This is a genomic window from Arthrobacter stackebrandtii (assembly GCF_017876675.1).
In the GTDB taxonomy this organism is placed as follows: domain Bacteria; phylum Actinomycetota; class Actinomycetes; order Actinomycetales; family Micrococcaceae; genus Specibacter; species Specibacter stackebrandtii.
The window spans coordinates 3668606-3680888 of record NZ_JAGIOI010000001.1 but is presented as its reverse complement, the minus strand read 5'-3'; the positions used below and the strand labels follow the sequence as shown (position 1 = coordinate 3680888).

General features: G+C 67.0%; 11 protein-coding genes. 1 reads left to right on the top strand and 10 read right to left on the bottom strand.

The genetic code is table 11. The annotated features are described in order from the left end of the window. Positions 1-3: 3 nt before the first annotated feature. From carB to pyrR, 6 genes are read right to left on the bottom strand one after another with little or no spacing between them, the layout of a single operon-like run. Entirely contained in the window at positions 4-3312 is a 3309-nt protein-coding gene (carB, locus tag JOF48_RS16095; RefSeq protein WP_209682236.1) for a carbamoyl-phosphate synthase large subunit, read from the bottom strand. Then, positions 3312-4493, bottom strand: a complete 1182-nt coding sequence (gene carA / locus JOF48_RS16090; protein WP_209682233.1) for a glutamine-hydrolyzing carbamoyl-phosphate synthase small subunit — start codon at positions 4491-4493, stop codon at positions 3312-3314. The genes carB and carA overlap by 1 nt, the downstream gene beginning before the upstream one ends. A gap of 2 nt (positions 4494-4495) precedes the next feature. Continuing rightward, the gene (locus tag JOF48_RS16085) at positions 4496-5020 is read right to left on the bottom strand and encodes a PH-like domain-containing protein (protein ID WP_209682230.1); all 525 of its coding nucleotides are present in this window, start codon (positions 5018-5020) and stop codon (positions 4496-4498) included. Next, positions 5017-6345 (bottom strand): dihydroorotase, encoded by a 1329-nt coding sequence (locus tag JOF48_RS16080; RefSeq protein ID WP_209682228.1) that lies wholly within the window; start codon positions 6343-6345, stop codon positions 5017-5019. The genes JOF48_RS16085 and JOF48_RS16080 overlap by 4 nt, the downstream gene beginning before the upstream one ends. Beyond that, a complete protein-coding gene (locus JOF48_RS16075) occupies positions 6342-7349 on the bottom strand; it encodes an aspartate carbamoyltransferase catalytic subunit (RefSeq protein ID WP_209682225.1) in 1008 nt (335 codons plus the stop codon). Before JOF48_RS16075 ends, JOF48_RS16080 begins: the two co-directional genes overlap by 4 nt. Then, the gene (gene pyrR, locus JOF48_RS16070) at positions 7346-7957 is read right to left on the bottom strand and encodes a bifunctional pyr operon transcriptional regulator/uracil phosphoribosyltransferase PyrR (protein WP_209682222.1); all 612 of its coding nucleotides are present in this window, start codon (positions 7955-7957) and stop codon (positions 7346-7348) included. The genes JOF48_RS16075 and pyrR overlap by 4 nt, the downstream gene beginning before the upstream one ends. 208 nt (positions 7958-8165) lie before the next feature. Between pyrR and JOF48_RS16065 the strand changes: the two genes are divergently transcribed. Continuing rightward, on the top strand, positions 8166-9455 hold the full coding sequence (locus JOF48_RS16065) for a PrsW family intramembrane metalloprotease (protein ID WP_209682219.1): 1290 nt from the start codon (positions 8166-8168) through the stop codon (positions 9453-9455). An 80-nt stretch (positions 9456-9535) separates the two neighbouring features. Here JOF48_RS16065 and nusB read toward each other — a convergent pair whose 3' ends face one another. From nusB to aroB, 4 genes are all read right to left on the bottom strand, one after another. Then, entirely contained in the window at positions 9536-9982 is a 447-nt protein-coding gene (nusB, locus tag JOF48_RS16060) for a transcription antitermination factor NusB (RefSeq protein ID WP_209682217.1), read from the bottom strand. After that, positions 9982-10545: an elongation factor P gene (gene efp / locus JOF48_RS16055; protein WP_209682214.1), complete on the bottom strand. Its 564-nt coding sequence runs from the start codon at positions 10543-10545 to the stop codon at positions 9982-9984. Before efp ends, nusB begins: the two co-directional genes overlap by 1 nt. Before the next feature lie 141 nt (positions 10546-10686). Continuing rightward, positions 10687-11187, bottom strand: coding sequence for a tetratricopeptide repeat protein (locus JOF48_RS16050; protein WP_209682211.1), 501 nt, complete (start codon positions 11185-11187; stop codon positions 10687-10689). Position 11188: 1 nt separating this feature from the next. After that, entirely contained in the window at positions 11189-12283 is a 1095-nt protein-coding gene (aroB, locus tag JOF48_RS16045; RefSeq protein ID WP_209684669.1) for a 3-dehydroquinate synthase, read from the bottom strand.

The window sequence follows — 12283 nt, the reverse complement described above, 5'->3', positions numbered from 1 at the left end:
CCCCTAGGCATTCTGGGCTGCCAGTCCTGCCGCCAGGACCACTGCGTGCTCCTGCAGGCTCGTGACGTCCCACTCGAAGGAACGCAGCGCCTCCATGGCCTGGACGGCCACGTTGAACTCGGCAACCGTGGTGATGCAGGGGCGGCCGTTGGAGACTGCCGCGGCGCGGATCTCGTAGCCGTCGCCGCGGGCCTGGCCGCCGGAGGGGGTGTTGAAGATCATGTCGATCTCACCGTTGTTGATGAGGTCCACGATGCTCTGGTCGTCGGATCCGGCGCTTTCCTGGCTGATCTTGCGAACAGTGGTGGAGGCGATGCCGTTGCGGCGCAGCACATCGGCGGTGCCGCCGGTGGCGACGATCTTGTAGCCGAGGTCGACGAGGCGCTTGACGGCCATGATGATGGAGCGCTTGTCGCGGTTGGCCACCGAGACGAACACGGTGCCGTCAACGGGCAGGGCGCCGTTGGCTGCGGCCTGGCTCTTGGCGAAGGCGGTGTCGAAGTGCTTGTCGATGCCCATGACCTCGCCGGTGGAGCGCATTTCCGGCCCGAGCAGGGAGTCCACGACGTGGCCTTCCGGGGTGCGGAAGCGGTTGAAGGGCAGGACTGCCTCCTTCACGGCGACCGGGGCGTTGTCGGGCAGGTTTCCGCCGTCACCCACCTCGGGGAGGATGTGGTGGACGCTGCGCAGGTGGGCGATGGACACGCCGACGCCGATCAGGGCCGCGGCCTTGGCCATCTGCACACCGGTGGCCTTGGAGACGAACGGCACGGTGCGGGAGGCGCGCGGGTTGGCCTCGAGCACGTACAGGATGTCCGCGGCCAGGGCGAACTGGATGTTGATCAGGCCGCGCACGCCCACGCCTTCGGCGATGGCACGGGTTGCCGTGCGGACCCGCTCCTGCACGTCCTTGCCGAGCGTGATGGGGGGCAGGACACAGGCGGAGTCACCGGAGTGGATGCCGGCCTCCTCGATGTGCTCCATGATGCCGCCGAGGTACATGTCCTTGCCGTCGAAGAGCGCGTCGACGTCAATTTCGATGGCGTCTTCCAGGAACCGGTCGATCAGGACCGGGTGGGCCTCGGTGATTTCGGTGGCGTTCTTGATGTAGCGCGAAAGGTTGGCTTCGTCGTAGACGATCTCCATGCCGCGGCCGCCCAGGACGTAGGACGGGCGGACCAGGACGGGGTAGCCGATCTCGTCGGCGATCTTCTTGGCGTCGTTGAAGGACACCGCGGTGCCGTTCTTCGGCGCGATGAGGCCGGCGTCGTCCAGGACGCGGGAGAACATGCCGCGGTGCTCGGCCAGGTCGATGGCTTCCGGGGAGGTGCCCAGGATGGGGACACCGGCGTCGGCCAGTTCCTGTGCCAGCTTCAGCGGGGTCTGGCCGCCGAGCTGGACAAACACGCCCATGACGCCGCCGGTGCGCTCTTCGGCCGCGATGATCTCAAGGACGTCCTCGAGGGTCAGCGGTTCGAAGTACAGGCGGGTGGAGACGTCGTAGTCGGTGGAGACGGTTTCCGGGTTGCAGTTGACCATGACGGTCTCGTAGCCGGCCTTGCGCAGCGCCATGGAGGCGTGGACGCAGGAGTAGTCGAACTCGATGCCCTGGCCGATGCGGTTGGGGCCGGAACCGAGGATGATGACGGACGGCTTCTCGTGCAGCGCAATCTCGTCCTCCTCGTCGTAGGAGGAGTAGTGGTACGGGGTGTACGCGGCGAACTCGGCGGCGCAGGTGTCCACGGTCTTGTACACGGGGCGGATGTTCAGTGCCTGGCGGACGCCGCGCACCACTGCCTCGGTGTTGTGCGTCAGCTCGCCGATCTGGATGTCGGAGAAGCCGTGGCGCTTGGCCAGCTTGAGCATTTCCGGGGTCAGGGCGGTGGACTGGCGGATGGTGGTGGCGACCTCGTTCAGCAGGACGAGCTGGTCAAGGAACCAGGGGTCGATGCCGGTGGCAGCGTAGAGCTCGTCCACGGTGGCGCCGCCCAGCAGGGCGCGCTGGACCTGTCCGAGGCGTTCGGTGGTGGGGCGCTTGGCGGCCTCGATCAGATCGGGCACGTCGAGCTCGTTGACGGAGCGGAAGTCCAGGCTGGCGCCCTTCTGCTCGAGTGAGCGCAGCGCCTTCTGCAGGGCTTCGGTGAAGTTGCGGCCCATGGCCATGGCCTCGCCGACGCTCTTCATGGTGGTGGTCAGGGTGGGGTCCGCCGCCGGGAACTTCTCGAAGGCGAAGCGGGGCACCTTGACGACGACGTAGTCGAGGGCGGGCTCGAAGGAGGCCGGGGTCTTCTGCGTGATGTCGTTGGGGATCTCATCCAGCGTGTAGCCCAGTGAGAGCTTCGTGGCGATCTTGGCGATGGCGAAGCCGGTGGCCTTGGACGCCAGCGCCGAAGAGCGGGAGACGCGCGGGTTCATCTCAATGACGACGACGCGTCCGGTGTCGGGCTCGATGGCGAACTGGATGTTGCAGCCGCCGGTGTCGACGCCAACCTCGCGGATGATCGCGATGGAGATGTCACGCAGGTTCTGGTACTCGCGGTCCGTCAGGGTCATGGCCGGGGCCACCGTGATGGAGTCGCCCGTGTGGACGCCCACCGGGTCGAAGTTTTCAATGGAGCACACAACAACGACGTTGTCGTTCTTGTCGCGCATCATCTCCAGCTCGTATTCCTTCCAGCCGAGGATGCTTTCTTCAAGCAAAACCTCGGTGGTGGGGCTGTACTGCAGGCCCTGGCCCACAATGCGCTCCAGGTCCTCGGGGGTGTAGGCCAGGCCTGAGCCGAGCCCGCCCATGGTGAAGGAGGGGCGCACGACCATGGGGTAGCCCAGGTCCTTGGCGGCCTCGAAGGCCCCCTCGATGGTGTGGATGATGTGGCTGCGTGCCGACTCGGCCCCACAGCGCTCCACGACGCCCTTGAACTTCTCGCGGTCCTCGCCGAGCTCGATCGCGGCGATGTTGGCGCCGATCAGCTCAACGTTGTACTTGGCCAGGACACCGGCCTTGTCGAGTGCGATGGCGGCGTTCAGCGCGGTCTGCCCGCCCAGTGTGGGCAGTACGGCGTCGGGACGCTCCTTGGCGATGATCTTCTCAATCACCTCGGGGGTGATGGGCTCAACGTAGGTGGCGTCCGCGAACTCGGGGTCCGTCATGATGGTGGCCGGGTTGGAGTTGACGAGGATGACCCGCAGGCCCTCTTCCTTCAAAACACGCAGCGCCTGGGTGCCGGAGTAGTCAAACTCGGCAGCCTGGCCAATCACGATCGGGCCGGAGCCAATGACCAAAACTGATTTAAGATCTTCCCTCTTTGGCATTACTTGTTTTCCTGGCTCTGTGCGGTCTTGTAGTCGGTCATGAGTTTGATGAACCTGTCGAACAGGTAGGCGGCGTCGTGCGGGCCGGCCGCGGCCTCGGGGTGGTACTGGACCGAGAATGCGGGGATGTCCAGGGCCGACAGGCCTTCCACCACCTGGTCGTTGAGGCTGATGTGGCTGACCTCGACACGGCCGTAGCGCTCCTCCGGCGCCAGCGGGGCGCCGTCCAGCGGGGCGTCGACGGCGAAGCCGTGGTTCTGGCTGGTGATCTCCACCTTGCCGGTGCTGCGGTCCAGGACGGGCTGGTTCATGCCGCGGTGGCCGTAGCGCAGCTTGTAGGTGCCGAAACCGAAGGCCCGGCCCAGGATCTGGTTGCCGAAGCAGATGCCGAAGTACGGCACGCCGGCGTCCAGGAAGCTGCGGACGAAGCCCACCTGGCGGTCGGCCGTGGCGGGGTCACCGGGGCCGTTGGAGATGAACACGCCGTCGGGGTTCAGCGCCTGCGCCTCCTCGAAGGTGGTGGTGGCGGGCAGGACGTGCACGCGCACGCCGCGCTCGGCAAAGCGGTGCGGGGTCATGGCCTTCATGCCCAGGTCCAGTGCCACGATGTTGAAAATCGGCTCACCGTCCCAGCCGTGGTCGGCAGGTTCGACGACGTAGGCTTCCTTCACGCTGACCTCTTCAGCCAGGCGCAGGCCCGCCATGGAAGGCTGCGCCTGCACTTCAGCAAGCAGTTCCGCTGCCGGGCGGGCAGCCGACGCGCCGGAGAAGATGCCGGCCTTCATGGTGCCGCGCTCGCGCAGGTGCCGGGTGATGGCGCGGGTGTCAACGCCCTGGATGCCGACGACGCCCTGGGTGGTGAGTTCGTCGTCGAGCGTGCCCTCGGAGCGCCAGTTGGAGGGGCGGCGTGCGGCGTCACGCACCACGTAGCCGGCGGCCCAGATCTTGGCGGACTCGTTGTCTGCCTGGTTCACGCCGGTGTTGCCGATGTGGGGTGCCGTCTGGACGATCAGCTGGCGTGCGTAGGAGGGGTCCGTGAGGGTCTCCTGGTAACCGGTCATGCCGGTGGTGAAAACGGCTTCGCCGAGGGCTGTGCCCTGGGCCCCGTAGCTGCTGCCACGGAAAGTGCGGCCGTCTTCCAAGACCAAAAGTGCCTGTGCCGGCATGGTTGCATCACTCATTCTCAATTGTTCTTTCCGTTGCGCTCAGTATCGCTGTCTTCAGGCAGCAGTGCCTGCAATGCTTCAATCAAGGGGCGTTTCGCCCCGGCCTCTGTGGTGCGGAACCCGGTGTCGACCTCCATGTCCGCCAGCTGCCAGCTGATGGAGACGAGGCCGTCCTTCTCCACAAACTTACCGGCCATTCCGGCCGCCGTCGCCACCTGTGTCATGGCATCCCGGGCGATGAAGAGATCCTGGGCTCCCTTGCGCTCGATGAGAACGCCTTCCGGGTGGACGTGGACGGTGCCCGGGGTGCGGATGCCGAGGCCGTGGACGGCCAGCCGGTCAAGCCAGTCCCCCGCGGAGGTGGTTACGACGTACTGGCCGGGGACGCTGATCACGGCCGGGCCGAGGCCGCCGGGGACGGGCGGGAGCTCCGCCACGCCCGCCTGGCGCTTGAGCTTGCCGCGCCAGCCCAGCCACATCAGGACGAGAACCACCGCCAGCGGCACCACGGCCGAGACGACGATGAGGGTTTCCTTGCTCATGCGCCGGCGCCGGCCTTCCGGGGAGTGTTCAGCGTCCCGTCCAACACGGTGGGGTGGCCGTGGAAGAAGGTGGCGACAACCCGGCCGGGCAGTTCCATGGCGGCGAAGGGCGAGTTGCGGCCCTTCGTGGCCATGGCGGAGGGGTCCACGGTCCAGCGTGCGGCGGGGTCGACGAGCACGATGTTGGCGGGCTCGCCCACTTCCAGGGGGCGGCCCTGGTCTGCGACGCGGCCGATCTGCGCGGGGGTGGTGGAGGTGACGCGGGCAAAGTCTGCCCAGGTCATCAGGCCGGTCTCAATCATGGTTTCCTGCACCACGGAAAGTGCGGTTTCCAGCCCGGTCATGCCCATGGCTGCGGAGGCCCATTCGCATTCCTTGGCCTCGCTGGGGTGGGGGGCGTGGTCGGTGCCGACGATGTCGATGGTGCCGTCGGCCAGTGCGGCGCGCAGGGCGTGCACGTCTGCGTCGGAGCGCAGCGGCGGGTTGACCTTGTAGACGGGGTTGTAGCTGCGGACCAGTTCCTCGGTCAGCAGCAGGTGGTGCGGGGTGACTTCGGCCGTGACGGAGATGCCGCGCTCCTTGGCCCAGCGGATGATCTCCACCGAGCCGGACGTGGACACATGGCAGATGTGCAGGCGGGATCCCACGTGGTGGGCCAGCAGGACGTCGCGGGCGATGATGGACTCTTCGGCGACGGCGGGCCAGCCGGCCAGGCCGAGGTCTGCCGAGACAGCGCCCTCGTTCATCTGGGCGCCCTCGGTGAGGCGCGGTTCCTGCGCGTGCTGGGCGATCACGCCGTCGAACGCCTTGACGTATTCCAGGGCGCGGCGCATCAGGACGGGGTCGCTGACGCAGATGCCGTCGTCGGAGAAAACGCGGACCTGGGCGCGGGAATCGGCCATGGCGCCGAGTTCGGCCAGCTGTTCGCCGGCCAGGCCCACGGTGACGGCACCGACGGGGCGCACGTCAACCCAGCCGGACTCGCGGCCCAGGGTGTGGACCTGCTCCACCACGCCGGCGGTGTCCGCCACGGGTGAGCTGTTGGCCATGGCGTGCACGGAGGTGAAGCCGCCCAGGGCCGCGGCGCGGGTGCCGGTTTCCACCGTCTCCGCGTCCTCGCGGCCGGGCTCGCGCAGGTGGGTGTGCAGGTCGACCATGCCGGGCAGGGCCACCAGCTTGGCGGCGTCAATGACCGTTGCATCGCCCACCACATCGGCGGCCAGCGCCGGGCCGACTGCGGCGATGACGCCGTCGCGCACCAGGATGTCCGCGGTGTCCCTGCCCAGCAGGGAGGCTGAACGAATCAAGTAACTCGGGGAAGTCATGAAGGGTCCTTTACTGAAGGGAAGGTGGTGGCCGGGGTTTCACGCATTTCCCCGGAGAGCAGCAGATAGAGAACGGCCATGCGCACCGAGACGCCGTTGCGGACCTGGGCCAGCACGGTGGAGCGGGGCGAATCGGCGGCGGCCGAGGAGATTTCCAGGCCGCGGTTCATGGGCCCGGGGTGCATGATGATGGTGTCCTTGAGGTTCAGGGCATCCAGCTTGGCGAGGCGGGCGTCGTCGAAACCCCAGCGGCGGGCGTACTCGCGGGTGGAGGGGAAGAACGAGGCGTTCATCCGCTCGGCCTGCACGCGCAGCATCATGACCGCGTCCACGCCCTTCTCCAGGGCGGCGTCGAGGTCGTAGCTGACCTCGCAGGGCCAGTGTTCGACGCCGACCGGCAGCAAGGTGGGCGGGGCCACCAGGGTCACGTGGGCGCCGAGCGTGCGCAGCAGCCAGACGTTGGAGCGGGCCACGCGGGAGTGCAGGACGTCGCCGGCGATGATGACCCGCATGCCCAACAGGTCCGCGCCAACCGAGGAGATGCCCTGGAGCTTGGACCAGTGGGCGCGCATGGTGTACGCGTCCAGCAGCGCCTGGGTGGGGTGGGCATGGGTGCCGTCGCCGGCGTTGATCACGGCGGCGTCGATCCAGCCGGAGTTGGCCAGCCGGGCCGGGGCGCCGGAGGCCCAATGGCGGATGACCACTGCGTCGGCGCTCATGGCCTCGAGGGTCTGGGCGGTGTCCTTGAGGGACTCACCCTTGGAGACCGATGAGCCCTTGGCGGCGAAGTTGATGACGTCCGCGGAGAGACGCTTGGCCGCGGCCTCGAAGGAGATGCGGGTGCGGGTGGAGTCCTCAAAGAAGAGGTTCACCACGGTGCGTCCGCGCAGGGCCGGGAGCTTCTTGATCTCCCGCTCCCCCACGGCCGACATCTCCTCGGCGGTGTCAAGGATCTGGATGGCATTTTCGGAGCTGAGCTGTTCAGTTGACAGCAAATGCCTCATGCGCCGGCCTCAATTACCACTTGGTCGCCGGCGGGGTCGCCGCCGTCTATTTCTGAGATCCGGACCCGCACCTTTTCGCTGGAGGAGGTGGGCAGGTTTTTTCCCACGTGGTCCGCACGGATGGGCAATTCGCGGTGCCCGCGGTCCACCAGGACTGCCAGGCGCACGGCGCGCGGACGGCCCAGGTCGACCAGTGCGTCGAGGGCTGCCCGGATGGTGCGGCCCGAGTACAGGACGTCATCCACCAGGACAACGGTCTTGCCGTCGATGCCGGAGGCTGGGAGCTGGGTGTGCTGGGGTGCACGGGTGGGGTGCTGGGCCAGGTCGTCGCGGAACATGGTGACGTCCAGCTGGCCAACGATGGTGCTCGGATCCACGGCGGGATCGCTGGCGGCGAGCTTGGCGGCCAGGCGCTGCGCGAGCGGGAATCCACGGCGGGGGATGCCCAGGAGCACCAGATTGGCGCTGCCCTTGTTGGCTTCCAGAATCTCATAGGCGATACGAGTCAGTGCCCGGTCAATGTCTGCTGCGGATAGAACCACACGTGACACGGTGCCCGGCGCCGAGGTTTTCTGAATGTCCCCAAACGCGTCGGAGGAAGTATTCATTATTCTCGCGTCCCCTTTCCCCGCCTCACTGGACGGAATTAAAAGGTTGATTGCGTACACTTCAAACTACCACAGGGCCCGGACCCGCCAGGGGCCGCGGCCAGCCCTGCCGGGGCGCTGTCGCGGGACCCCCATGGCCGTGGCCGCGGGCGAAATGTTCCCGCGCGGCGGCTGTGGGTGCGCACCTGCTGGCCCTAGTGTTGTAGCCATGACTGAACCCGCACCGTGGCAAGGCCCGGCCGCCGGAGCGCAAGGCGCTCCCCCTGCCCCGCTTCCCAACGCCGTCCAGACCGCAGCAGCCAACCCCGCCGGCGCCGTCCTTTGGCCCCGTCCCGCACCGTCCGGGCCGCCGGCCGGGAGCCGCGGGCTGCAGTTGAAGGTGACCAACATCATCCTGCTGTGCGTGCTGATACTGGTGACCGTGGGCACGCTGGCGTTCTTCGCCGCCTCGCTGGGCGTGAACGTGTTCCTGATCTGCGGGGCCCTGGCACTCATTCCGCTGGGCATCTGTGTTGCAACGCTGGTCTGGATCGACCGGTGGGAGCCGGAGCCCGTGCCCGCCCTCATTGTCGCGTTTTGCTGGGGTGCCGGCATGGCCGTCATCACCACCCTGGTCCTGGGCAGCTGGGTCCAGCCGCTGCTGATCGGCAACGCCCCGGCCGCCGACGCCGACATGCTTGGCGCCGTCGTGCAGGCCCCAGTGGTGGAGGAGATCTGCAAGGGTGCCGGCCTGCTCCTGCTGTTCTTCCTGCGCCGGCGCACCTTCGACGGGCCGGTGGACGGCGTGGTGTATGCCGGTCTGATCGCTGCCGGCTTCGCCTTCACGGAGAACATCCTCTACTTTGGCCAGGCCCTGGAGGAAGCCGACGGCGCCGCAGGCGGACTGGTGGGCATCTTCATTGTCCGGGGCATGATGTCACCGTTTGCCCACGTCATGTTCACCGCCATGCTGGGCATGTGCGTCGGCTGGGCTGCCCGGCACGGCGGCACCGCCCTGGTCCTGGGCGCCTGGGTGGTGGGCCTCCTGCCTGCCATGGCGCTGCACGGGCTGTGGAACGCCACCTCGTTCCTGGGCGCAAGCTTCTTTGCCATGTACGTGGTGCTGCAGGTGCCGCTGTTCATCCTGTTCATCACCGGCATCGTGCTGCTGCGCAGGTCCGAGGCCAAACTTACCCGCGCCCGGCTTGCCGACTACGTGGCGTCCGGCTGGTTCACCCCCCAGGAGGTGCCGATGCTCGCGACCGGTGCCGGCCGCCGTCGTGCGCTGGCATGGGCGAAAAGCTTCGCTGCCGGGGCCGCCATGAAGGAATTCATCCGCCTCACCACCCGACTGGCCTTTGTTCGGCAGCGGCTGATCGTGGATGCGCGGACCGGCGGACCTGCCTCCGCCGCGCGCTTCCGCGAGGGGCAGGCACGGGAACTGGAGCTGCTGGGGAAGGTGGTGGAGGTCCGCAGGGCGCTGCTGGCCAGCCACGCCGCAGCCCTCCCCCGCCGTTAAAGAACGAACCCGCAGGCAGCGCCGAAAACTCCCTGGTTGTCAGGGGTTTTCGGCGCTGCCTGCGGGTCGGGCGGGGCCGGCTATGCGAGCAGTGAAGGCTTGACCTGCTGCAGGCGGCCGAGCAGCCCGTTGATGAACTGCGGGGACTCGTCGGTGGAGAGAACCTTGGCCAGCTCCACGGCCTCGCTGACGGCAACCGCGTCGGGGACGTCGTCGTTGTAGAGCAGTTCCCAGGTGCCGATGCGCAGGATGATGCGGTCCACGGCGGGCATCCGTTCCAGCGTCCAGCCCTGCGAGTAGGTTGCCAGGAACTCGTCGATGTTCTCCGCCATGGCGGTGACGCCCTCGATCAGTTCAACCGTGTACACGTTGATGACCTGGTCGGTCTTTTCGCGCCGCGCCGTCATGGCCGATGCGGCACTGACCTCGCGCTGCTCCGCCTCGAACAGGATGTCCAAGGCACGGCGGCGGGCCTTGCTGCGCGCCGAATTTGGTTTGCCCGAAGGGCTGTTGTGAGAGCTTGCCACTACTCGCTGACACGTCCCAGGTAGCTGCCGTCGCGGGTGTCGACCTTCACCAGGGTGTTGTTCTCGAGGAACAGCGGAACCTGGATCTCGTAGCCGGTTTCCACCGTGGCGGGCTTGGTGCCGGCGGAGGAGCGGTCGCCCTGCAGGCCGGGCTCGGTGTAGGTGATGCGCAGCTGGACCGACGGCGGCAGTTCGATGTACAGGGGCGAGCCCTCGTGCAGCGCGATCGTGACGTTGATGTTTTCCAGCATGAAGTTCGTGGCGTCGCCAACGATCTTGCCGGGCACGGTGATCTGGTCGTAGTTGTCCAGGTCCATGAACACGAAGTCTTCGCCGTCCTGGTACAGGTACTGGTAGTCCGAGCGGTCAACCGTGGCGGTCTCAATCTTCAGGCCGGCGTTGAACGTCTTGTCAACGACCTTGCCCGAGAGGATGTTGCGCATCTTGGTGCGGACAAACGCGCCGCCCTTGCCCGGCTTGACGTGCTGGAATTCCATGACGTTCCAAAGCTGGCCCTCAAGTTTGAGAACGGTGCCGTTCTTGATGTCGTTAGTCGTTGCCACAGTTGCCTCTTAGCCTATAAGTGTTATCAAAAATCCATTGACCATACTACCGCACACCGTCGAGCCGCGCCGCATGATTTGCCACACCACGCCCGGTGCCCCCGCCACTGGCCCGGCTCGGCTGCGCGGGGCGGAGTGCCACTATTCGCGTTCGGCCAGGTCGAGGGCGCGCTTGAGCGAGACCGTTGCGGAATAAATGGCCGTGGCGTCGTGGCCGGAGGCGACCCGCAGTTCCAGCGACTTGTTGAAGTCCTTGGCGGCGGCTTCATAGGCGCCGCTGTTGAAATGCACCTTGCCCAGCTGCTGGTGCACCCAGGGCTCCAGCGGCGTGCCTGCCACCTCGGGCAGCAGGCTGCGCAGGATTCCCTCGGCCCGGTCAAAGTGCTTGCTGGCCCGAAGGATGTCGGCGTCGAAGACCTGCAGGCGCAGGGACCCGGGGTCGCTGAGGCGGGCGTCTGCTGCGAGCTCGGCCGCCTCGGACGTCAGTCCGCGGGCAAGCAGGACAAAGATCTGGTCCCCCACGTCGTTGGACACGGCCAGCGCCGCCGCACACGCCTCCTCGTCAACAACCTCCGGCAGAAGTGTCTGCGGGTTGACGGCGGTGCCCGGGAAGCCGGCCGAAGGCCAATCCTTCAAACCCATGCTACGACGCAATTTCCTGGTAGGCGGCAAACAACAGGGACTGGTCGGGCACGTCCAGGATGCCGGGCTTGCCGATGCCGTCCAGGACCACAAAGCGCAGCAGGTCCCCGCGGGTCTTCTTGTCGCGCTTCATCGCATCCAGCAGCGCCTGCCAGCGGTCCCGGCGGTAGGACAGGGGCAGTCCGAACTGCTCCAGGATGGTGCGGTGGCGGTCGGCGTCTTCGTCACTGAGCCGGCCCACGCTGCGGGACAGCTCGGCAGCGAACATCATGCCCACGGAAACGGCCGCACCGTGGCGCCACGAGTAGCGCTCCGTCAGCTCGATGGCGTGGGCCAAGGTGTGTCCGTAGTTCAGGATCTCGCGCAGGCCGGATTCCTTCAGGTCCTCGGAGACCACCTTGGCCTTGACGGTGATGGCGCGTTCAATGAGTTCACGCAGCACCTCCGAGCGCGGGTTCTTGGCTTCCTCGGGGTTGGCTTCGAGCAGGTCAAGGATGACGGGGTCGGCGATAAAGCCGCACTTGATGACCTCCGCCATGCCAGAGATGAGCTCGTTCGGGGGCAGCGTGTCGAGCGTGTCGAGGTCCACCAACACGCCGGCCGGCGGGTGGAAGGAGCCCACCAGGTTTTTGCCTTCTGCCGTGTTAATGCCGGTCTTGCCGCCCACTGCGGCATCGACCATGCCCAGCAGCGAGGTGGGCATGTGGACCACCTTGACCCCGCGCAGCCAGGTGGCCGCCACAAATCCGGCAAGGTCGGTCACGGCCCCTCCGCCCACGGCGACGACGGCATCCGAGCGGGTGAAGTCGTTCTTGCCCAGCACTTCCCAGCAGAAGGAGGCCACCTGGATGTGCTTGCCCTCCTCGGCGTCGGGGATTTCCGCGGTCAGTGCCGTGAACCCTGCCGCTTCAAGCTCATCCCGGACCGCATCGCCGGTCAGCCGCAGCGCACGGGGGTGGACCACCAGCACCTTTTTAACCCGCTCACCCAGCAGGGCTGGGAGCTGGGCCAGCAGCCCGCGCCCCACAACGACGTCGTAATTCTCCTGCGGCAGCACTCCGGTGACGTTGATGACTGTGTTCGGGGTGGTTTCGAT